Origin of the sequence: Nocardia macrotermitis, from assembly GCF_009604405.1 — a bacterium.
In the GTDB taxonomy this organism is placed as follows: domain Bacteria; phylum Actinomycetota; class Actinomycetes; order Mycobacteriales; family Mycobacteriaceae; genus Nocardia; species Nocardia macrotermitis.
In genome coordinates, this window is record NZ_WEGK01000027.1 from 18,307 (window position 1) to 40,333 (window position 22,027).

Here is a 22,027-nt window from a genome sequence, read left to right on the forward strand (position 1 = left end):
ACACAGGAGCGCATGATGATCATCGTGACCGGAGCCACCGGACAACTCGGCGGCCGCATCGTCGAACGACTGCTCACCCGGGTACCCGCCGAACGGATCGGGGTCACCGCCCGCGATCCCGGCCGGGCGCAGCACTTCGCGGATCGCGGAATTCGCGTCCGCCCAGCCGATTTCGCCGATCCCGCGAGCCTGCCGCATGCCTTCGAGGGTGCGGCGCAGGTGCTCGTCGTCTCGGTCGACGGACTGGGCGAACAAGCCGTGCGCGCCCATCGCACCGCCATCGACGGCGCGGTCGCCGCGGGGGCGCAACGCGTGCTCTACACCAGTCACGCGGGCGCGAACCCGGATTCACACTTCCAGCCCTGCCGCGATCACGCGGCCACCGAGGAGATCCTGCGCACCTGCGGCGTCCCCTACACCGCCCTGCGCAACGGCTTCTACATCACCAGCGCGCTGTACTGGTTCGCGCACGCCGCGTCATCGGGCAGCGTCGCCGTCCCCGCCGACGGACCCGTCGCCTGGACCGCCCACGACGACCTGGCCGAAGCCATCGCCGCCATCCTCGCCGGGGAAACCACCTTCGACGGTCCCACCCCACCCCTGACCGCCGCCCGCGCGGCGACCTTCACCGATCTCGCCGCCCACACCAGTTCCCTGCTGAACCGCGACATCGATCGAATCACCGTTCCCGACAACGAATTCCGCGATCAGCTGACGAGCTCCGGCCTCCCCGCCGAACTCGCCGACCTGTTCCTCGGCATGTTCACCGCCGCCCGCGCGGGCGAATTCGCCACGGTGGACCCGACTTTGGAGAAACTGATCGGCCGTGCACCCATGGATCTCGATGCCATGGTCCGCGACCAACTCGCGGCACAAGCCTGATCATCGCGTCGAAATCTGCTGTGCCGCACCATGAATCGGCCATCGAAAGCCCGGTCGGCATGCCGCACATCCGACCGGCTGGCATCTGCCCGGCCTGCGTGATCTCGGGCGATCAGAAGTACCTCGCCGGTCGGCGGTGAATTCGCTCGCGCCCGATCAGGTTTCCCGGTCGGCGACAGCGAGTTCGGTGCGCCGCACCTGTCGAAACGACTGCGGCTCGACGTGAACATCACGTCGAGCCGCGGTCCGGATGCCGAATGATCAGACGACGCCGCTGTCCTCGATGACGATCTTCTTCGACGTGCTGCCCGAGCGGCTGCCCAGCGCCTCGACCGCCTTGACGACCTCGGAGCCCTCGACGACCTCGCCGAAGACGACGTGCTTGCCGTCCAGCCACGGGGTGACGACGGTGGTGATGAAGAACTGCGAACCGTTGGTGCCGGGGCCCGCGTTGGCCATGCTCAGCAGGAACGGCTTGTCGTGCTTGAGCTGGAAGTTCTCGTCGGCGAACTTCTCGCCGAAGATGCTCTTGCCACCGGTGCCATTGCCGTTGGTGAAGTCACCGCCCTGGAGCATGAACTCCGGGATGACGCGATGGAACGGCGCGCCTTTGTAGCCGAAACCGTGCTGGCCGGTGGCCAGTTCGCGGAAGTTCTGGGCGGTCTTGGGCACCACGTCGTCGAACAGCCGGAACACGACCCGGCCGAGATCTTCGCCGTTGGCGGATATCTGGAAGTACACGTTGTCGCTCATGGGCAATATTCTTAACATCGGTCCCACGACACCGGTCCCGCCGGGTTCTGGGCGCCCGCCCGAAACGGTGTGCGATCGCGGCCGCACCGATGAATTTCGAGTGGATTCGACGTCGATCCCTCTGAACGCACCGCAGGCGATGTTCGCGGGCCGCACAGCACGGCCGGTGCCCTCGCCGCCCATCGAGAGGAATCCGGACATGCCGAAACCGTTTCGATTCGGGGTCGTCGCCCCACTCATGACCGATCTGCCCACGTGGCGGGATCAGGCGCGTCGCATCGCCGACAGCGGCTATTCGACCCTGCTGGTCCCCGATTTCCCGCTCACCCAACCCGCGCCCGCCCCGCTGCTGGCCACCGCCGCGGCCCTCACCGACCTGCGCGTGGGCACCTGGGTGTACGCCTCCCCGTTCCGCCCGGCCTGGCTGACCGCCTGGGAGGCGCACTCGCTGTCGCTGCTGACCGACGGCCGCTTCGAGATGGGCATCGGCACCGGACGTCCGGGCATCGACGACGAACTCCGCGCCAAGGGCGAACCGGGCGTCCCACCCGGCGAGCGACTGGCCCGAATCCGCGAAACCGTAAGCGCGCTGAGAGATTTCGATGGCCCCGACCGGCACACACCCGTGGCGATGGCCGTCGTCGGCCCGCAGGCCCGAGCACTGGCCGCCGAGGTCGCGGACACGGTCACCTTCGCCCTGGGCGATCAAACCCGCGCCGACGTCGAACGCCTCACCCGCGAGTTCCGCACCGACACCGACATCGAACTGGCCCTCGGTATCCCGGTCGTCGGCGACACCGTCGCACCGCACATGGCGCCGCCCGACACCGACACCGCCGCCCTGCACGCCATGGACGCCCTGACCGCCCTCCCGGACGACCCGTCGGCCGCCGCCGAGGAGATCCAACGCCGCCGCGAAGAACTCGGCTTCTCCTACTTCATCTTCGGCGCCCACGTCGCGGACCGCTTCGCCCCCATCGTCGCCGAACTCGCCGTCAGCTGAGATCCCACCCCGCCGCGCCCGCGTGGGCGTGAAACGCCTTCCACGCCTGCCAGGCTCGTGTGACACCGAACTGGGCGTCGAAGCGCAGTACGTCTCGAACGTCGTCGATGGTCGCGCCGCCACCGAACGCCCGTTGGATGTGGATCCGGAAGGTATCGCCGAGGGTTTGGTAGTAGATGTCGATACTCATTGTGGCGAAGGCTCTTTCGCGGACCGTGAGAGTATCGGGCCCCGACGGGAAGCGCATCCGGGACTGGAGCTCGAAGTGGTCCAGGAAGTGCGGATCCAGCCCGGTCAGGATGGCGCGCACCGAGTCCGGCAGTGGCGACGGCGCGGCATCGGACCCCGTGGCCAGCAATTCGGCGGGCAGTTCCGCGACCTCCGGCCGCGGCAGGCCCAGCGCCGTCTCGAGTTCGACGAGGCGATCGAGTGCGGCCAGCGCCGTGTGATAGCCGGTGTCGTAGGAGATCAGGCGCAGCAGCGCACGCACGTCCGCGGTGGTCACGCCGAGATCCAGGCCGGTGCGCAGGTGACGTTCGAAGGGCAGCCCGAGGGCCTGGGCACAGACGTCGGCGGTCAGGCGCAAGAACGTCTTCTCCCGGTCGTTCAGACCCGATACCTCGTTCGCGTGCCTGACCGTAGCCGCGCCCATCTGCGCGAACATCGCGTCCAGGGTGCCGACATCGATTCCGGAGGGCGGGGTGATTGCGGTCATGGTGACCACTCCTCAAATTGTGAACATCTGTTGCGCTACATCTGTAGCGCTATGAATGTAGCGCAATGCCTGTCCGATTACAATGCCGGTCATGGACGAGATCTCGACCCCGCGACGCCGCTCGAACGCTCGCGGGCACGGCGAGAAACTCCGGGAGGAGATCGTCGAGACCGCGATGCAGATGCTCGACGAACTCGCCGATGACGAGGCGCTGTCACTGCGGGCGGTCGCCCGCACCATCGGAATCGCGGCCACCTCGGTGTATCTGCACTTCCCCGACCGGGATTCACTGGTGCTCGCGGTGACCCAGCGATGCCACGAGGAACTGGTGGGCGTCGGGGACGCGGCCGACGCCGCCGCCGGAGATCCCGGCCGCGGCCTGCGCGCACGCATGCTGGCCCAGGCGGCCTGGGCCCAAGCACATCCCGGCCTGTACAAGGTCCTGCACGAGAGTTCGGTGCATCGCAAGCTCGGTATGCCCTTCAAACAGGTGATGGTCGAGCGCACCGTCGATGCCGTACAACGCTGCATGGACGCGGGAATCGCTCCCGCCGATGATGCGACCACGGTTGCCATCGACCTGCGTACCGCGGTGAACGGCATGCTCTCCCAGCGCATCAACGAACCCGATATGCGGTGGCCACCGGCCGCCGAACAGCTCGACCGCTTCCTCACCAAACTCGTCGGGCTCGATTGCTCCGGATCAGCTGGATAGTCGGGGACCGAACTTGTCGGACCCCTATGCGAACATATGTTCGTGTCGAGATCTGGAGTGTCAGAGGGGTCCGGGGGTGGTGCTGCGCGGGCGTCGATCCTGCATGCGGATCTGGATTCGTTCTATGCCTCGGTCGAGCAGCGGGATGATCCGCGGTTGCGCGGGAGGCCCGTGATCGTGGGGGGTGGGGTGGTGTTGGCGGCCAGTTACGAGGCGAAGGCGCGCGGGATACGGACGCCGATGAACGGTCGGCAGGCGTTGCGGTTGTGTCCGGATGCGATCGTGGTGTCGCCGCGGATGTCGGCTTACGCGCGGGCCAGTCGGGCGGTGTTCGAGATCTTTCGGGATACCACGCCGGAGGTGGAGGGGATTTCGATCGACGAGGCGTTCCTGGACGTCGGCGGGTTGCTGCGGCTGGTCGGGAGTCCGGTGCAGATCGCCCACACATTGCGGGAGCGGGTGCGCACGGAGGTGGGGCTGCCGATCTCGGTAGGGGTGGCGCGGACCAAATTTCTCGCGAAGGTGGCCAGCGCGGTCAGCAAGCCGGACGGGTTGTTGGAGGTGCCGCCCGACGGGGAGTTGGATTTCCTGCATCCGCTGCCGGTCGAAAGGCTCTGGGGCGTAGGCGAAGTCACCGCGCGCACGCTGCACGAGCACGGCATCACCCGGATCGGGCAACTCGCCGAACTGGGCGAGCAGGGCCTGTCCGGGCTGCTCGGTCCCGCGGCGGGCAGACATCTGCACGCGCTCTCGTGGGCCCGCGATCCCCGTCGCGTCGACACCGGCCATCGCCGCCGATCCATCGGCGCCCAACGCGCGCTGGGCCGCCGCACCCGAACCCCGGAGGAGATCGAGTCCTACCTCTCGGGACTGGCCGATCGCCTCGGCCACCGCCTGCGTGCCGCCGATCGAGTCTGCCGAACAGTGGTGCTGCGCTTGCGATTCGACGATTTCACCCGGGCCACCCGATCACATTCGCTGCCCGCCGCCACCGACCATGGGCGCGTCATCGACGAGGCCGCGCACACCCTGTTGCGCGCGGCCGTGCCCATGATCCGCGAACGCGGCCTCACCCTGATCGGCCTGTCCCTGACCAACCTCGACGACGCCCACACCATGCAACTCACCCTCCCCTTCGAACCCCGCCCCGACAGCACCCTGGACACCACCCTCGACCAACTCCGCGACCGCTTCGGCGCGGGCACGGTCACCCGGGCGGCCCTGCTGCACCGGGGCGAGGGACTCTCGGTGCCACTACTCCCGGACTGACCACACATGTCCACGGCGAGCAAAGCATTCCCGAAGACGAAGCAATTACCCAGCGCCACAAACATTCTCGCGGCGTTCCAGAGAACGACAAGCCCCGATCCCGGGACAGCTGGACGCCGCACGACCATGCTCGTGTCACGACACCGCGCAGCCGACAGCGGCGATCCGGCCGCACCCGTCGGCGATCCGCTCACAACTCCGAAGGGGGGCACGCGTCCATGACGGCGGTAATCGATTCGATGCCCGGCCGGGCGGGCACCACTCGCACGATCGCGGTGTCCAAACCCTTTGCGAGAGCGGAGAATCCGGCCGCCGCACCCGAGGCCGGTCCGTAGTAACCGACCTGCCGCGCGAGCTCCACCGGGAACGCCTCGATCAGCTCGTCCAGCGCGGCGCCGCGATCGCGACGTTCCTCGAGTTCGGTCAACGCGTCGTCGAAACCCATCCGCCCGAAGTGCCCGCGATACCCGAGCGACTTGTTCGCCCCGGGCGCGGCCAGCGCGTATCCGATCAGGGCCCGGACCAGACCGCGGCGCGCGAGATCCTCGTCCTCGTCGACGCAGATGCGGATGTACTCGATCATCGACACCTCGCCGGGATCACGACCGGCCGCCCGCGCACCCTCCGCCACGAGCTCCCGGTTGGCGGCGACCTGCTCGGCCGTGCACCAGTTCAGTGCCGCGCCGTCGGCGGCCTCCCCGGCCAGAGCGAGCATCTTCGGGCCCAGAGCCCCCAGTGCCACAGGCACTTTCGGCGGTGTCGACCCGAGCGCGACGCCGTGCAGATTCACCGCGCGCCCCTCGTGCTCGACGGTCTCACCGGCCAGCAGCGCACGCAACGTGACGAGCCATTCGCGCATCGTGCCCAGCGGCCGCAACTCGTCCCGCAGCCCCAGCGACCGCCGGAATTCCGGCGAATGCAACGCGCCCGACCCGATCCCGAGCACGAATCGCCCGCCGCTGATCTCACCGACCGTCGCCGCGCAGGAGGCCAGCGCGGGCACCGACCAGTAGCCGATCGGCACGACCGAGATCCCGGTGCCGATGCCGCCGGGCACCAGATCGGCGGTCGCGGCCGACCACTGCGCGCAGATGTGCGTCGCCTCGCGGCCGATCATGGCGTTGGTCCACACACTCCGATATCCCTGGCGGGCAGCATGTCTGCCCAGTTCACGGTACTGATCCCAGGACAATCCGAGGCCCCGATCCAGGCCGACCGCGATCTCCATGGCACACCTTCCGTCGTGTCGTGCTGCACCCACATCCCCCCTTCGGACGATAGCCTCGGGGATGTTCGAGGCGCGACGACAGGGCCCGGAAGTCCCGGCTCCTCCCCTCGGGCCCGTTTGAGGAGGCGGTGTGCGAGCGAGCCCGGAGGCGGTACGACACCGCGCGGGATCCCTCGTCGTGCCGCGAAGGAGGCATCGCATGACCGGACTACGACAGCGGCTCACCCGCGCACTGGATGCGCGCACCCGACGCGGCGTCGAACTGGGAACCCACGATATCGAGACCACCCGGGACCTGCGCGTGCCGATGCCGGACGGTGTCGAACTGCTCGGCGATCTGTACCGGCCCGTCGATGCCGACGGTTCGCTGCCGACGATCGTGATCCGCGGACCGTACGGACGCCGCGGTGTGCTCGGTGGCGCGGCCCGCGTCCTGGCGTACGAAGGTTTCACCGTTTTCTTCCAGAGTTGCCGTGGCACTTGGGGTTCGCAGGGAAAGTTCACCCCGCAGCACGACGAACAGCGCGACGGCACGGCCACCCATCGCTGGGTCCGCGCGCAGCCGTGGTTCACCGGACATCTCGCGACGTTCGGCGAAAGTTATATGGGTTATACACAGTGGGCCGTCGCGGGCCGGATGCAGCGCGAGGATCCGGACCACGCCCCCGAGGCCCTGGTACTACAGATCACCATGCCCGATTTCGGCGAAATCACCTGGGACAACGGTGCTTTCGCAATGCACAACGCACTGGGATGGAGTCGCATGATGGATTTCATGGATCGCGGCGGGCTGGCGCTGCTCGGCATCGCCCTGCCGGATCCCAAGTTGGACAAGGCATTCGACGTACTGCCGTTGAGTCGCGGGGACAGCGCCGCGACCGGGCACGCGATCGACTGGTATCAGGACTGGGTGCGGCACGAGCGGCTCACCGACGAGTACTGGACCTCACAGTCGCACACCGCCTCGGTGCCCGAGGTGACCGCGCCGGTGCTGATGGTGACCGGGTGGTACGACATCTTCCTGCCGTGGCAGCTGCGCAACTACCGGCAGCTGGTCGAGGCGGGCAATCCGCCGCGCCTGACGATCGGCCCGTGGAGTCACATGTCGCGCGGCAAAGCCGTTCCGGCACACCGGGATACGGTCGGCTTCCTGCGCGAGGTCTTCCAGGGTGAACCGGCCGGGCGGGCCCCGGTGCGCGCGTTCGAGACCGGTACGCGGATCTGGCACGACTTCCAGGAGTGGCCGCCGCGGGGCACCGCCGCGCAGGACTGGCTGCTGCACGCGGACGGCGGGCTCTCGACCGAGGCTCCGGCGGGCGGTGCGACCTGCTACACCTACGATCCGCAACAGCCGACTCCGGCGCTGGGCGGTCCGAGCCTGGGGCCCGCCAAGGGGCCCGAGGACAACACCGAGCACGAATCCCGCCCGGATGTGGTGGCCTTCCGTTCCGAACCGCTCGCGACCGCGCTGGAGATCGCCGGGGAGCCGCTCGCACACATCCGAATCCGTTCCAGCGCACCGAGTTACGACGTCTTCGTGCGGATCACCGATGTGCATCCCGACGGCCGAGCCATCACCGTGTGCGACGGTATCCGCCGGATCGGTTCGATCGGCACCGCTGCCACCGATCCCGAACCCAATGCCGACGGGTTCCGCGAGGTCGAGCTGCGATTGTGGCCGACGTTCCACAATTTCGCGGCCGGACATCGGGTCGGGATCCAGGTGAGTTCCGGGGCGCATCCGCGCTACGCGCGCAACCCCGGCACCGGCGAACCCGCCTTCGATGCCGCCTCGACAATCGTTGCGCACCAGGAGATCTCGCACTCGGGCCCGCACGCCTCGGGTATCTCGCTACCGGTGTGGACGCGATGAGCGCGCCGCCGGTTCCCGCCCTGGAGTGGGCGTTCGAGGTCGAGGCGGATCTGGGGCCGCTCGAGGATCACGGTCAGACCCGGGCCGGGCATCGGCGCGTGATCCCGATCATCGGCGGGGCGGTCCGCGGCGCGTTCGAGGGCCGGATCCTGCGCGGCGGCGCGGACTGGCAGCTGGTGCGTCCCGACGGCGCGATCGAGATCGACGGCCGCTACACCGCGCAGGCCGACGACGGCGACCTGCTGTATCTGCACGCCGTCGGCGTCCGCAGCGGCCCGCCCGAGGTGCTGGACGCGCTGTTGCGCGGCGATCCGGTCGATCCCGCGGACTACTACTTCCGCGCCACGGTGACCATCGAATCCGCCGCCCGCCCCGAATTCGAGCGATCCCTCTACGTCGCCTCCTACGTGCGCGAAGCCCACCGGGTCCGCTACGCCGCCTACCGCGTGACCTGACCCCCGCAGTTCGCGGCGGGGTCCCAGCCCGTACCTCGGCGACGCGTCCACTTCGCCGCCGGACCCGCTCAGCGCACCATCTCCTCGGCCTGCGCGAGCACCCTGAGCTTCGCCAGGGCGCGATGCTGGGCGACTCGCACCGCACCGGCCGTACTGCCCACGGTGGTCGCGGTCTCCTCCGCCGACAGGCCCACCACCAACCGCAAGATGAGGATCTCGCGGGCGCGTTCCGGCAGCGTGGCCAGCATGGCGTTCATCCGGCGGGTCTCCTCGGATTCCAGTGCCCGCTGCTCGGGACCCTGATCGAGGCAGGCAACCTCGGGGACCTCGTCGGTCGCGTACGACTTGTCGCGGGCGAGGTTGCGGCGCGCGTCGGCGACCTTGTGCGCGGCGATCCCGTAGACGAAGGCCATGAACGGCCGACCCTGATCCTGGTAGCGCGGCAGCGCGGTCACCACGGCCAGACAGACCTCCTGCGCGACGTCGTCGGCGGAGATCTGCCCGCGTTCGGCGTATCCGATCCGCGCCCGGCAGTAGCGCACCACCGGCTGCTGGACGATCTCCAGCACCCGCACCAGCGCCTGCCGATCGCCGCGCACCGCGGCGCCGACCACCGCGTCCAGTTCGGCGTCGAAGGCGGACGGCCGCGCCGTGACCTCGGGCCGCCGATCCCGTTCTCCCGCAACAACGATCAGTCCGGATGTCGCCGGAGCCGACTCCGGTAGCCGCCCGGAGCCCGGCTCGGTGACAGCCATCGCGGCGGCACCCGCACGATGTTCGCGCAATGCGTCAATCACAATCGACCCCAACTGTTTTCGAGCAGCTCGAACCAGGACGTGCGATATCCGGCCCCGAACCGGATCTCCGCCCCGGCGAAGCTGAAAGATCCCACGGCAGAACATGTTTCACATTCCGATCGCACGACTGCCAGGAATCAAGTATGCCCACCGTTCGCTGCCGCGAAAGGGGCCAGCGCGCATCTGATGGTCTTCGTCCCTGCAACAGAGGACTTTCGACCTTCCCAGCGCGGGTAAACGCCCCGTGCCCGAGCCGCCGCGGCGCTCGGGATGCGTCGAGCCGCGGCTTCCAATAGCGCAGTGCCCGTGCGGAAAACGTGTTCTACGTCCGGAGAGTCGCCCCGCGCGGCCACACCGGGCACTCGTCTGTTGCAGAATCTACACAGTATGAACGCGCCCGTGAACTACCCGATCCCGCTGGCCGTCGAGGACTTCGCGCCGGTGCTGCTCACCGCCGTCGGAGTGTTGCTGCTGCGACGCACGGTCCCCGACCGACGCACCACCGTCACCGTCGCGGCCGCGCTCATCGGCTGCGGCGGTCTCGCGAAAGCCACCGCCAAGCTGCTCGCCGCCCTGGACCTCGGCGATCACGCCTGGTTGCGGGGCGCACTGTTCCCGCTGCTCGCCGTGGGATTCGGGCTGCTGTGCCTGGCGTTGCCGCCGCGTCCGACGCCGACCTGGTTACGAATCCTGGTACCGCTGCTCATCGCCGCATGCGCGGTCGGCGGCGTTCTGAAAGGAGCGCCGAGCGTCTTCCTGGTCGGCACGATGATCTTCGCGACCGTGGCCGGTGTGCAGCTGATCAGCACCGCGCGCGCCCGCCGCGTCGCCCTGGCCGCGGTCCTGTTCGCCGTACAGCTGGCGGCTTTCTTCCTGCTGGGATTCCTGGCGTCCCGGGACGGCCAGACCATCCCGCTGCAATGGGTCGAACAACTCTCCAACACCGCGGCCCAGGTCGCCTTCGTCTATGCGGCCTGGCGACTCGGGTCGGCATCGGGACCCGCTGATACCGCGTAGGGCCCATGTCCCCTGATCCGTGCTCCCGCAGCGGATTACAGTGGACATGGGCCCCGAACAGCTTGGGCAGCAGCAGAATCGACGCACTCAGCGCGGTTGGAAACGCTGTGCGCCGTCGATGCGCACCACCTCACCGTTGATATACGGGTTCTCCAGCAGATGCTGTGCCAGTGAGGCGTATTCGTCGGGTGCGCCCAGGCGTTTCGGGAACGGCACTGCCGCAGCGAAATTCGAGAGTTTCTCCTCGCCGAGGAATTCCATGATCGGGGTGCGCATGGTGCCCGGGGCGATGGTGTTGAGACGGATGCCGACCGAGCTCAGGTCTCGGGCGCCGGCCAGAGTCAGCCCGATGACACCACCCTTGGCCGCGGCGTAGGCGGATTGGCCGACCTGCCCCTCGTATCCGGCGATCGAGCTGGTCATCACGATCGCACCGCGCTCCCCCTCGGCCTTGGGGTCGAGGGCCGCGATATGCGCTGCGGCCAAACGCAATACGTTGTAGGTGCCGCTGAGGTACAGCGCGATCGTATCGGTGAAACCCTTGAAGGTGTGCGGGCTCCCGTCCCGGTTCACCACCTTCTCCAGCACACCGAAACCACCGTGCGCGATCACCGCGTAACGCACCACACCGAGCTCCCCGGCCTTCGCCAGCGCGGTCTGGATGGTGTCCTCGTCCAGGACGTCGGTGTGCACGTAGGCCGCCTTGTTGCCGAGCTCGTCGGCCAGCGCATTTCCCTTCTCGTCGTTGACATCCGCGATGAGCACCGCGGCGCCCGCGCCGTGCAGCCGACGCACCGTCGCCGCACCCAATCCACCGGCACCGCCGGTCACCACTACGACTTCACCCTCGAAGGACACGGTCTTCTCCTGTCTGCACGATTGTTGTTACGCGCCGGTCCATTTCGGCTCGCGCTTCTCGGCGAACGCTCGCGCGCCCTCCTGCGCGTCCGCGGACTGAAACACCGGAATGACGAGTTCGAGCTGTTTGCGCCACATCTCCTCGGTGGACCAGTCGCTCGACTTGGCCAGTACCTCTTTGGTTTTGGCCACCGCCAGCGGACCGTTCGCGGTGATCCGCGCGGCCAGCGCGAGCGACTTCTCCAGTGCCGCACCGGGTTCGGTCAATTCGTTGACCAGGCCGTAGCCCGCGGCCTCTGCGGCGGTGAAGCTGTCACCGGTCAGCGCCAGCTCCATGGCTTTCTGATACGGGATGCGATGTTGCAGGCGCAGCAGCCCGCCACCGGCCGCGACCAGTCCTCGTTTCACCTCGGGGATACCGAATTTCGCAGTGCGGGAGGCCACGATCAGATCGGTCGCCAGCACCAGTTCGGTGCCACCGGCCAGCGCGTACCCCTCGACCGCCGCGATGATCGGTTTGACCGGTGGACGTTCGGTGAACCCGAGTCCGCGACCCGGAACGATCACCACCTCACCGGCCGTGAACGCCTTCAAATCCATTCCCGCACAGAAGTTCCCGCCCGCGCCGGTCAGCACGGCCACCGACAGTTCGAGACTCTCGTCGAGTTCGTCGATCGCGTCGGCCAGCCCCTGGCTGACCGCGGTGTTGATCGCGTTGCGCGCCTGCGGCCGGTTGATCGTGATCACCAGCGTGCGCCCGCGGCGTTCCCGCAGCACTTCATCGGACACCGGAAAACCCACCTATCTGTTCATATTTCGTCGGACAACGAGCGAGCTCAGACCTCGAGCACCAATGCACCCCCTTGGCCGCCGCCCGCGCACATCGCCGCCACACCGATACCGCCGCCGCGTCGCCGCAGCTCGTACAGCAGCGTGGTCACCATGCGCGCCCCCGAGGCCGAAATCGGATGCCCCAGACTGCATCCGCTGCCGGAGAAGTTCACCAGTTCCTCATCGATACCGTGTTCGCGACAGGCCGCGATCGGCACCGAGGCGAACGCCTCGTTGATCTCCCACAGCGCCACATCCGAGACCTTCAGGCCCGCACGATCCAGGACCTTGCCGATCACCTTGCCCGCCGCCAGGCCGTTGTCCGCCGGGGTCATCGCGGCATTGGCCCATGCCCGCACCGTGCCCAGCACCTCGAGCCCCTCCGCGGCCGCGAAGTCGTCACCGACCAGCGTCACCGCCGCGGCCGCGTCGTTGATGCCGCTGCTGTTGCCCGCCGTGATGGAGAATCCGTCGATCTCCGGATGCAATACGGGAAGGGCCGCCAACCGTTCCAGAGTCGTTCCGCGCCTGGGAAATTCGTCCACCGCGAAATCGACCACCGAACCGTCGAACTGCTGCGCCTCGAGCGGCACGATCTCGTCCACGAACTTGCCCGCATCGATCGCCGCGATCGCCCGCTGATGCGAGCGCAACGCCCACGCGTCCATCTCCGCGCGGCTGATGCCCGCCTTCTTCGCGGTGTTCCAGCCGACCGTGATCGACATGTCCATCGTCGGCGCGTCGGGCGTCTCGGGATGCGAGGGCGGCATCCACGGCTCCACGAATTCCAGCTCGGCCTTGCCCGGCACCCGCCACTTCATCAGCGGCGCGGTGGACAGCGACTGCACGCCGCCCGCGACGATCACCCGTTCCATCTCGGCCACGATGTGCGCCGCGCCGTTGGCGATCGCGGTCAGGCTGCCGGTGCAGTGCCGGTTCACCGCCTGCCCCGGCACGGTCTCCATACCGCACGCCACCGCGGCATAGCGGGCCAGATCGCCACCGCCGTAATTCAATTCGGCCAGAATGACATCGTCGACCACCGCCGGATCGATCCCGGCCCGGCGCACCGCCTCGGGCAGTACGGTGGTCGCCAACGTCTCCGAGGGCACATTCGCCAGAGCCCCCTTGAAGGATCGTCCGATCGCGGTCCGGACCGCGCTGACGATGACGGGTTTCGCCATACCTCTCAACCTCTGCACCACTCGGGCCGCACCACGTGGCACGGCGTCCGCTATGTTCTTACGTTATACAGTATGACCTACAGTATCTGTCGACAGCCGCCGCGTCCAGAGTTCGCAAGGCCGCATCCCACTCAGCGGACACCGGCATGGCTCTCGCGTAATCGCCTGTCGTGAAACGTAATCGGTCGTTCGAGGGCGCGAGGAACCCTCGGCCGCAGGCCCGACCGCAACGTTGTCGTCCGATTTCCGCAAGATCCAGCACCTTTCCGGTCAGCGCTGCCGCGGCGTGCGATGGGCGAGGGTTTTGGTTTCCAGATACTGGGCGAAGCCCTCCAGGCCGCATTGGCGGCCGATGCCGCTGTTCTTGTAGCCGCCGAAGGGGGCGTCCGCGCCGTAGAACATGCCGCCGTTGACGCCGATCGCGCCGGTTCGCACGCGTCGGGCGATCGCCGCGCCGCGCTCGGCCGAGCCCGACAGCACCGCACCGGCCAGGCCGTAGACGCTGTGGTTGGCGATGCGTACGGCGTCCTCGTCGTCGACGAACGGGATCATCACCAGGACCGGGCCGAAGATCTCCTCCTGCGCGATCGGCAGACTGGGGTCCTCGCAGGCGAATACCGTTGGGCTGAACCAGTTTCCGCCGGAGAGGTCGGGTGGCATATCGGGAATGCGACCGCCGGTGATCAGGCGCGCGCCGTCGGCGACCGCGCGCGTGCAGGCGTCCAGGACACGACGTTGCGCGGCCGGGCTGATCAGCGGGCCCACCAGCGTGTGCGGCAGTGCCGGATCACCGACAGGGATCGTCTCGAAGGCGGCCGCGACATTTCCGGCCATCTCCTCGAACACGCTGTGGTGCACCAGCATTCGCGTGGTCGCCGCGCACGCCTGGCCCGCGTGCACGCAGACGCCCGCCGCACTGCGCAGCGCCGCGACGGGATCAGCGTCCGGCAGCACGATCAGCGCCGATTTGCCGCCCAGTTCCAGGAACGTGCGTTTCATCGTGTCGGCCCCGAGCCGTACGAGTGTGCGGCCGACCGCGGTCGATCCGGTGAAGGAGATCATGTCGACTCGCGGATCGGTCGCCAGCAGGGCCGCGACCTCATTCGACGGAGTCGGCACGATATTCACCACACCCGGCGGAAACTCGGTGTGCTCGGCGATGATCCGGCCCAGGCGGGTGGCGTTCCACGGCGTGTGCGGATCCGGTTTGAGCACAACGGTATTGCCCGCCGCGAGTGCGGGGCCCAGCTTGTTGAGCATCACCTCGACCGGAAAGTTGGACGGGCAGATCGCGGCCACGACACCGACCGGTTCCTGAATCACGGTGCGTACGTTGCGATCTCCGAACAGGCCACCGCCGTCGAGGGTCCGTTCCCAGGCGAATTCCTCGATCAGCCGCATCGGATAGCGCAGCGATTCCGCCAACGGCCAATCCACCTGCGCGGTGCCCAGAGTCATCACCGGACATCCGGCCTCGGCGACGAGTTCGGTTCCTAGATCACCCTTTTCGGCTTCGAGCGCAGCCTGCAATTGCTCGAGGCAGCGTCGCCGCAACGCGCGGTCGGTCGGCCACACGGTCTCGTCGAAGGCGCGACGCGCGGCGGCGATCGCGCGCGACATGTCCTCGGAGCCGGCCGCGGCCGTCGCGCCGAGAACCATCCCGGTGGCCGGGGCGGCATTGTCGAATTCCGCGCCCGAGGCCGCGGGAACCAGCGCGCCGTCCACCAGCATGCGCGATTCGGCTCGCCGGCCCGCGTCCAGGCCCAATTCCACACTGGGAGAGGAGGTTTCTCCGACGATCTCGCTCACGTCCACTCCTGACTGCCAGCGGAAACACGGATATCGCGACCGGTCACGGCGCGTCACCTACCGGACCGGATCACGGCCCGATCACCCGGACAACTCTCATCCTGGATGATTAACTGTAATCCTTACCGTATAGTACTTCACCGTACCGGGCAATCGGTACCAGGCAACACAGCGGAAGGGAGCACCCATGTCGGGCCTGCTCAACGACATCCGGGTAGTCGAATTGGCGTCGTGGACCTATGTGCCCAGCGCCGGTGCCGCACTTGCCGATTGGGGCGCGGACGTCATCAAGATCGAGGACACCCGGGGCGGGGATCCGTGCCGCAATCTGGTGGTCGGGGGCCTGGATCCCGCGCACGCCCCGGTGCGCGCCAACTTCATGATGGAGCTGGGCAATCACGGGAAACGCAGCATCGGCGTCGACGTGAAATCCGAACGCGGCCACCAGATCGTCGGCAAGCTGATCGCGAAAGCCGATGTGTTCCTGACCAATTGGCTCCCCGCCCCACTCGAACGCGCCGGACTGACCGTCGAGCGGATCCGGGAGTTCAACCCCCGGGTGATCATCGCGCGCGGCAGCGGCCACGGCAGCCGCGGCCCCGAACGCGACCGCGGCGGATTCGACGCGGCCAGCTATCTGGCCCGCGCGGGCGTCGCCTACGCGCTCACCCCCACCGGCACCGAATACCCGGTCACCCAGGGACCCGCGTTCGGCGACCTACAGGGCGGGATCACGCTGGCCGGCGGCGTCACCGCCGCACTGTTCCACCGCGAACGCACCGGCCACGCCCCCATCGTGGACAATTCGCTACTGGCACAAGGCATGTGGGCGATCGCCCCCGACATCGCCGCGGCCGACTACTACGGCATCGACCGCATTCCGGCGGGCGAGGCGGGCACCGCGCTCAACCCGGCGGTGAACCGCTACAAGACCCGCGACGGCCGCTGGGTGCAGCTGATGCTGCTCCAGACAGATCGTTTCTGGAAGGGTTTCTGCGAACGCATCGGCAGACCCGACCTGGCCGTCGACGAACGATTCGTCCCCCTGGCCAATCTGGTCGCGAACCAGGAGGCCGCGACGGCCGAACTGCGCCGCACCTTCGCCGAACGCGATCTGGCCGAGTGGCAGAAGGTCCTGGCCGACGAACCCGCCGTCTGGTCCACCCTGGCCAGCCCGCAGGAAGTGCTGCACGACCCGCAGGTCGCCGCCAACGACTATCTGATGAAGGTCACCGACGACTCCGGCCGGGCCTATCGAACAGTAAGCGCCCCAGTGCAATTCGACGAGACTCCCCCGCGCCCGAGCCGCTCGCCGGAGTACGGCGAGCACACCGAGACGATCCTGCTGGAGCTGGGACTGGATTGGGACGATATCGCCGCGGCCAAGGACGCCGGGGCGATTCTCTGAACCGAGCACCTCCGACGAGGGCCGCCACGGTCTATATTGTAAGCCATACTGTAAACTCATACGAGGAGCGTGCTCGTGGACAAGAACGACATGATCCTGATCAGCGTCGACGACCACATCATCGAACCGCCGGACATGTTCCGAAATCATCTGCCCGCCAAGTACATTGCCGACGCACCGCGACTCGTCCACACCGACGACGGTGCGGACGTCTGGAAATTCCGTGAAGTCACGGTGCCGAACGTGGCGCTCAATGCCGTCGCCGGACGCCCCAAACACGAGTACGGCCTGGAACCCGAAGGGCTGGACGAGATTCGGCCCGGCTGCTTCGACGTGCACGAGCGCATCAAGGATATGAACGCCGGCGGCGTACTGGCCTCGATGAACTTCCCGTCCTTCCCCGGTTTCGCCGCGCGCCTGTTCGCCACCGAGGATCCGGACTTCTCCCTGGCCCTGGTCCGCGCCTACAACGACTGGCATATCGACGAATGGTGCGGCGCGTATCCGGGCCGCTTCATCCCGATGGCCCTGCCGGTGATCTGGGACGCGCGGGCGTGCGCGGACGAGGTGCGGCGCTGCGCCGACAAGGGCGTGCACTCGCTGACGTTCACGGAAAATCCTGCGGCACTGGGCTATCCGAGCTTCCACGACCCGTACTGGAATCCGCTGTGGCAGGCGCTGGTGGACACCGACACCGTGTGCAGCGTGCACATCGGATCCTCCGGACGCCTGTCGGTGCCCGCGGTCGACTCACCCCCGGACGTGATGATCACCCTGCAACCGATGAACATCGTGCAGGCCGCCGCCGACCTGCTGTGGTCCCGGCCGGTCAAGGACTATCCGGACCTCAAGATCGCGCTGTCCGAGGGCGGCACCGGCTGGATCCCGTACTTCCTCGAACGCGTGGACCGCACCTTCGAGATGCATTCCGCCTGGACCACACAGGATTTCGGCGGCAAGGTCCCCTCGGACATCTTCCGCGAACACTTCCTGACCTGTTTCATCAGCGATCCGATCGGCGTGCGGCTGCGCAACGAGATCGGCATCGACAACATCTCCTGGGAGATGGATTATCCGCACAGCGACTCGATGTGGCCGGACGCGCCCGAGGCATTGCACGAGGTGCTCACCCAGGAGCAGGTGCCCGACGACGAGATCGACAAGATGACACATCGAAATGCCATGCGCTGGTACAGCTTCGACCCCTTCGCGCACATCCCGCGCGAGCAGGCCACCGTCGGCGCGCTACGTGCCGCGGCGGCCGGGCACGATGTGAGCATCCAGGCCCGCAGCCACAAGGTGACCTCCGCGCAGGAGAAGCTCGGCGCGTACCAGAGCCAGATCAAGGCCGCCACCGCGCATACAGCGAGCTGATCCGCAGTACCGAAAATCGAGGCCCGCCTGCGATTGTCAGGCGGGCCTCGATTGCTGTTTCCTTGTGGGCGAACGAGTCACGGACTCACGCGGAGGTGTCCACCGGCGGCACATCGTAGAACTGCTGTGCCCATTTGCGCAGGGACAGATACGGTTTCACGTCCCGGGGCGAGAGCGGCGGATGCTCGACATACTTCTGATAACGCCAGATGCTCAGGTCCTCCCACACCGTGACCAGGAACTGCCGCTCCACCCGCTCGATGACTTCCGGTGGGGGAACATCGGATTCGGCATCCGGATTGCGCGGCCACCAGATCGAATAGAACATGTCGGAGCATTCGTCGTCCACGGGCGTGGTGGCGAAGATCAGCCGATGTTTCGCCGATCCCTCGAAGGCGCTGATGGATCCACCCAGGCCGAACATATGCGCGTGGATCTTCATCGCCATCTTGTCCGGATCCGCGCTGCGCGCGTCGGGCCAGCCGGTCAGGAAGGACCAGGTGTGCCCGTCCTCGCTCCAGTCCAGCATGCGCGGCGTCACCGTGGCGCCGTGGACATACTCGAAATGCAAACTGTCCGGGCCGTTTTCGAGGGCGACCTGTGGATGCACGGGCTCGCGTTCGGTCTTGCGGGAGAACTCCGGATAGGGCCGGTAATACCCGGTGGGCGCGGTGCCGACCGACGGGAAGAGATCGAAGATATCGGGCATATCCCATTGCGGCGGTGCGCCTTCGGGCTGATGCCACATGAACACGCAGCCGTTCTGCTCGTTCACCGGATACACCCGCAGCCGCAGGCCGCGATTGGTCCGGCTCTCCCCCGGGATCCGGCGGTTGGTGCCGTCCGGCCCCCACCGCCAGCCGTGGAACGGGCATTCCACACAGTCGCCGACCACCTTGCCGCCATGGCCGATGTGCGCGCCGAGATGCCGGCAGTGCCCGGTCAGGATGTGCAGCTCACCGTCCTCACCGCGATAGGCCACCAGATCCTCACCGAAATAGCGCAGCGGCCGCGCCTCGCCGAGCGGGAATTCGGCGGACCATCCGACCATGAACCATCCGGTCACCTTCCAGGTGAAGGGAACCTTCACGGGACACCTCCAGTTCTCCGAGGATGCTTCAGTTCAATACTGTTAGTATTACAGTAATATATTCAACACGGGTTGGCGAGCCTCGAACCGGCCGATCATCGGTCCGACCGGAGCAACAGCACGCCGCTGGGAGTCAGTCCCCCGCTCGTGACGACCGCGACCCGCGCGTCCGGAATCTGCCGTGCCCCACCGTCTCCGCGCAGCTGCGTGACGGCCTCGTGGACCAGGCCCATACCGTGCGTGCGGCCGTGCGAGAGCTGGCCGCCGTGCGTATTGAGCGGCAGCACACCGTCGCGGGCGATGGCGCGGCCCTGGTCGAGAAACGCCGCGCCCTCGCCGATTTCGCAGAATCCGAGGGCCTCGATCCAGGACAGGCAGTTGAAGGTGAAGCCGTCGTAGAGTTCGGCCACGTCGACGTCGGCCGGGCGCAGGTCGGTGCGCGTCCACAGGTGCGCGGCCTGGCCGAGTACCTGCGGCTCGTGGGTCAGAGTGCTCTGATCCCATTCCAGGCGTTCGACGATCTGGGTGCCGACCGCTTCGACCAGGACCGGGGGCCGGGCCAGATCCGCGGCGGTCTCGCGGGCGGAGACGATCACCGCGACCGAGGCATCGCACGGAACGTCGCAGTCGTACAGCCCGAACGGCGTGGTGATCATCCGCGCGGACAGGTAGTCGGCCATGGTGAGCGGATCACGGTAGATCGCAGCCGGATTCAGCGCGGCATTCGCGCGTTGGTTCAGTGCGATCCAGCCCAGCGTCTCGCGATCGGTGCCGTAGGTGTGGAAGTGCCGCTGCGCGGTCTGGGCGAGGGTGTGGGCCGCGGAGATCGCGCCGTAGGGTGCGAGCCAGCTGTCGGTGATCCCGGCCGACGGCGAAATGCGCCCGGCCCGAACCAGTTCCGCGTAGGTGGACTCCCAGACGGTCCGGAAGCACAGCACGTGCCGGGCGAATCCGGCCGCCACCGCGAGCATGGCCGCGATCACCGAACCGGCCGGACCGAACGTCTCGCCGCCGCCGTTGTACCAGGTCGGCCGGATGCCCAGGGCCGATTCCACCGCTGTCACACCACCTTCGGTGTACGGCCCCGGCGGCCCGGAACCGGGGAACGTGGCCAGCCCGTCGATATCCTCGAACCGCAGACCGGCATCGGCCACCGCCGCCCGGCACGCCTCGAGGGTCAGCGCCAGCGGGTCGGCCATGAGCCGCCGCCCGATCCGGGACATCCCGATGCCGGTGAGCGCTACCCGATCCTCGAACTTGTTGCGCGAGGCCATGGGCCGAATCTCACGGGAGATCTGCGCGGGGTTGATCTGGTCGATAGGTAAGGGCGACAATGCTTTTGGTTGGCCGACAGTATGGGGTGCCGACTGCGATTCCGCTGCGGCCCGCGCCGGCGGATCCGGCCGCTGCGGTTCCGGCGGCTGCGATGACGCCGGGCGGAACAACGGAAGCCACACGCCCCCCGCGCGGGACGATCCCGACCGCAGGTCCGCTGCCCCGGATTGTTCCGCATCGGCAGACCCGCTCATTCCGGGCCTGAGCTGTTCGAACACGACCTCCATGCGCATGCCGAGTACCAAATCCGCCGAATCACACTGCACCACATTGGTTGTCAGCCGAACCCGCGGATCGTCCTCGAGCGCGACCTGCGCGACGACGTACGGCGCGGGCAGTCCGGGCAGCTCGAACCGATGGTTGACGGTGAATCCGATGAGCGTGCCGTACCCGGACACCACCCGCACACCCAACCGCTCACCGCGACAGTACCGGCAGACCGGCTGCGGCGGGTGGATCAGCGCCGCGCAGGACAGGCACTCCCGAATCCGCAGGCGACCGTCGGCCCCGGAGGTCCAGAAGAACTCCGTCTCCGGTGTGATCGACGGCAGCGGACGTGAAACATCCTCGGCCACGAAACCTCCTTCGTCCGCCCGCGCCTCACTGCTTCTGCTGCGCGGCACGGCCTTTCATCTCGGTCAGCGCCATCAGCACCGGCTGCCCGGTCTCGGAGATCGCGTGCGCGTGGCCGAGCTGATGAATGTCGAATACGGCCTGCACCGCGGCGGTGAACCCCTGAATGTCCAGGGTCTGATTGACCGCGCGCTTGGCCGCCCGCAGCGCGAACGGGTGCTTCTCGGCGATCTGCGCAGCCAGTTCCCTTGTCGCGGAGTCCAGTTCGTCACGGGTGACGACCTTGTTGATCATTCCGGCCCGCAATGCCTCCTGCGCGTCGATCGCGCGACCGGTGAACAGGATCTCCTTGGCCAGCCGATGACCGAGTTCCCAAGTGTGCCCGTGATATTCGACCCCGCCGATGCCCATCGCCACGACCGGATCGGAGAACCGGGCGTTGTCGGCGGCCACGATCAGATCGCACGGCCACGCCAGCAGCAGCCCACCCGCGATGCACACACCCTGCACCGCCGCGATGGACGGTTTGGGAATATTGCGCCAGCGCAGCGAGTACCCCACATACCGGTGCGCCTCCCGCTCGTAGACCTCCGACACCAGCCACCTGTCCTGGTTGTCCCACGTCCGGCGATCGATGTCGTGCCCGGCGGAGAAGTGTTTCCCGTTGGCGCGCAACACGATCACCCGGACCTGCGGATCCAGCTCCGCCCGGCTCCACGCCGCGTCGAGCTGATCCAGCAATTCCATGTTCTGCGCGTTGTGCACTTCCGGACGGTTCAACGAGATCGTGGCGATCCCGTCCGCCGCGTCGTAGAGAACGAGTTCGGTACTCATACTTGGCCTTTCATCGTGACGACA

Annotated in this window: 20 protein-coding genes; 9 read left to right on the forward strand and 11 right to left on the reverse strand. The window is 67.6% G+C overall.

All coding sequences use genetic code 11. The features are described from left to right. Positions 1 to 15 precede the first annotated feature (15 nt). Positions 16 to 882 (forward strand): NmrA family NAD(P)-binding protein, encoded by an 867-nt coding sequence (locus tag NRB20_RS35615; protein WP_153415832.1) that lies wholly within the window; start codon positions 16 to 18, stop codon positions 880 to 882. A 261-nt stretch (positions 883 to 1,143) separates the two neighbouring features. On the opposite strand, the gene NRB20_RS35620 is transcribed toward NRB20_RS35615, so the two are convergent. After that, positions 1,144 to 1,635, reverse strand: coding sequence for a peptidylprolyl isomerase (locus NRB20_RS35620; protein WP_153415833.1), 492 nt, complete (start codon positions 1,633 to 1,635; stop codon positions 1,144 to 1,146). A 199-nt stretch (positions 1,636 to 1,834) separates the two neighbouring features. On the opposite strand from NRB20_RS35620, the gene NRB20_RS35625 reads away from it, so the two are divergent. Next, positions 1,835 to 2,638, forward strand: coding sequence for an LLM class flavin-dependent oxidoreductase (locus tag NRB20_RS35625; protein ID WP_153415834.1), 804 nt, complete (start codon positions 1,835 to 1,837; stop codon positions 2,636 to 2,638). On the opposite strand, the gene NRB20_RS35630 is transcribed toward NRB20_RS35625, so the two are convergent. Continuing rightward, positions 2,631 to 3,353, reverse strand: coding sequence for a carboxymuconolactone decarboxylase (locus NRB20_RS35630; RefSeq protein ID WP_153415835.1), 723 nt, complete (start codon positions 3,351 to 3,353; stop codon positions 2,631 to 2,633). The two genes, NRB20_RS35625 and NRB20_RS35630, sit on opposite strands and share 8 nt — an antisense overlap. 91 nt (positions 3,354 to 3,444) lie before the next feature. Here NRB20_RS35630 and NRB20_RS35635 point away from each other — a divergent pair, with 91 nt between their 5' ends. Continuing rightward, positions 3,445 to 4,068 carry a TetR/AcrR family transcriptional regulator gene (locus NRB20_RS35635; protein ID WP_153415836.1) on the forward strand — a complete coding sequence of 208 codons (624 nt, stop codon included), beginning with the start codon at positions 3,445 to 3,447 and terminating at the stop codon, positions 4,066 to 4,068. A 36-nt stretch (positions 4,069 to 4,104) separates the two neighbouring features. Next, positions 4,105 to 5,337 carry a DNA polymerase IV gene (gene dinB / locus NRB20_RS35640; protein WP_153415837.1) on the forward strand — a complete coding sequence of 411 codons (1,233 nt, stop codon included), beginning with the start codon at positions 4,105 to 4,107 and terminating at the stop codon, positions 5,335 to 5,337. Between the two features lie 190 nt (positions 5,338 to 5,527). Here the strand turns inward: dinB and NRB20_RS35645 are convergent, their stop codons facing one another. Then, positions 5,528 to 6,565, reverse strand: a complete 1,038-nt coding sequence (locus NRB20_RS35645) for an LLM class flavin-dependent oxidoreductase (RefSeq protein ID WP_194290131.1) — start codon at positions 6,563 to 6,565, stop codon at positions 5,528 to 5,530. Between the two features lie 199 nt (positions 6,566 to 6,764). Here NRB20_RS35645 and NRB20_RS35650 point away from each other — a divergent pair, with 199 nt between their 5' ends. Beyond that, positions 6,765 to 8,438, forward strand: coding sequence for a CocE/NonD family hydrolase (locus NRB20_RS35650; protein ID WP_153415839.1), 1,674 nt, complete (start codon positions 6,765 to 6,767; stop codon positions 8,436 to 8,438). Then, positions 8,435 to 8,893 (forward strand): DUF3237 domain-containing protein, encoded by a 459-nt coding sequence (locus tag NRB20_RS35655; RefSeq protein WP_153415840.1) that lies wholly within the window; start codon positions 8,435 to 8,437, stop codon positions 8,891 to 8,893. The genes NRB20_RS35650 and NRB20_RS35655 overlap by 4 nt, the downstream gene beginning before the upstream one ends. Positions 8,894 to 8,961: 68 nt before the next feature. Here the strand turns inward: NRB20_RS35655 and NRB20_RS35660 are convergent, their stop codons facing one another. Beyond that, positions 8,962 to 9,648, reverse strand: coding sequence for a sigma-70 family RNA polymerase sigma factor (locus NRB20_RS35660; RefSeq protein ID WP_153415841.1), 687 nt, complete (start codon positions 9,646 to 9,648; stop codon positions 8,962 to 8,964). A gap of 429 nt (positions 9,649 to 10,077) precedes the next feature. Between NRB20_RS35660 and NRB20_RS35665 the strand changes: the two genes are divergently transcribed. Continuing rightward, positions 10,078 to 10,707 (forward strand): hypothetical protein, encoded by a 630-nt coding sequence (locus tag NRB20_RS35665; RefSeq protein WP_153415842.1) that lies wholly within the window; start codon positions 10,078 to 10,080, stop codon positions 10,705 to 10,707. An 87-nt stretch (positions 10,708 to 10,794) separates the two neighbouring features. On the opposite strand, the gene NRB20_RS35670 is transcribed toward NRB20_RS35665, so the two are convergent. From NRB20_RS35670 to NRB20_RS35685, 4 genes are all read right to left on the reverse strand, one after another. After that, the gene (locus NRB20_RS35670; RefSeq protein ID WP_319945825.1) at positions 10,795 to 11,565 is read right to left on the reverse strand and encodes an SDR family NAD(P)-dependent oxidoreductase; all 771 of its coding nucleotides are present in this window, start codon (positions 11,563 to 11,565) and stop codon (positions 10,795 to 10,797) included. A gap of 27 nt (positions 11,566 to 11,592) precedes the next feature. Next, positions 11,593 to 12,354, reverse strand: coding sequence for a crotonase/enoyl-CoA hydratase family protein (locus NRB20_RS35675; protein WP_319945826.1), 762 nt, complete (start codon positions 12,352 to 12,354; stop codon positions 11,593 to 11,595). A gap of 47 nt (positions 12,355 to 12,401) precedes the next feature. Next, positions 12,402 to 13,580, reverse strand: a complete 1,179-nt coding sequence (locus NRB20_RS35680) for a thiolase family protein (RefSeq protein WP_153415843.1) — start codon at positions 13,578 to 13,580, stop codon at positions 12,402 to 12,404. 270 nt (positions 13,581 to 13,850) lie between these two features. After that, a complete protein-coding gene (locus NRB20_RS35685) occupies positions 13,851 to 15,389 on the reverse strand; it encodes an aldehyde dehydrogenase family protein (protein ID WP_319945827.1) in 1,539 nt (512 codons plus the stop codon). 187 nt (positions 15,390 to 15,576) lie between these two features. On the opposite strand from NRB20_RS35685, the gene NRB20_RS35690 reads away from it, so the two are divergent. After that, positions 15,577 to 16,797 carry a CaiB/BaiF CoA transferase family protein gene (locus NRB20_RS35690; RefSeq protein WP_153415844.1) on the forward strand — a complete coding sequence of 407 codons (1,221 nt, stop codon included), beginning with the start codon at positions 15,577 to 15,579 and terminating at the stop codon, positions 16,795 to 16,797. Between the two features lie 75 nt (positions 16,798 to 16,872). After that, positions 16,873 to 18,171, forward strand: a complete 1,299-nt coding sequence (locus tag NRB20_RS35695) for an amidohydrolase family protein (protein ID WP_319945828.1) — start codon at positions 16,873 to 16,875, stop codon at positions 18,169 to 18,171. A gap of 85 nt (positions 18,172 to 18,256) precedes the next feature. Here the strand turns inward: NRB20_RS35695 and NRB20_RS35700 are convergent, their stop codons facing one another. The 3 genes from NRB20_RS35700 to NRB20_RS35710 all read right to left on the reverse strand — a co-directional run bounded on the left by NRB20_RS35700 (position 18,257) and on the right by NRB20_RS35710 (position 22,003). Then, positions 18,257 to 19,261: an aromatic ring-hydroxylating oxygenase subunit alpha gene (locus NRB20_RS35700; protein ID WP_319945829.1), complete on the reverse strand. Its 1,005-nt coding sequence runs from the start codon at positions 19,259 to 19,261 to the stop codon at positions 18,257 to 18,259. Positions 19,262 to 19,356: 95 nt separating this feature from the next. Further along, entirely contained in the window at positions 19,357 to 21,171 is a 1,815-nt protein-coding gene (locus NRB20_RS35705; RefSeq protein ID WP_319945830.1) for a thiolase C-terminal domain-containing protein, read from the reverse strand. Between the two features lie 25 nt (positions 21,172 to 21,196). Then, positions 21,197 to 22,003: an enoyl-CoA hydratase gene (locus tag NRB20_RS35710; RefSeq protein WP_153415845.1), complete on the reverse strand. Its 807-nt coding sequence runs from the start codon at positions 22,001 to 22,003 to the stop codon at positions 21,197 to 21,199. Positions 22,004 to 22,027 lie beyond the last annotated feature (24 nt).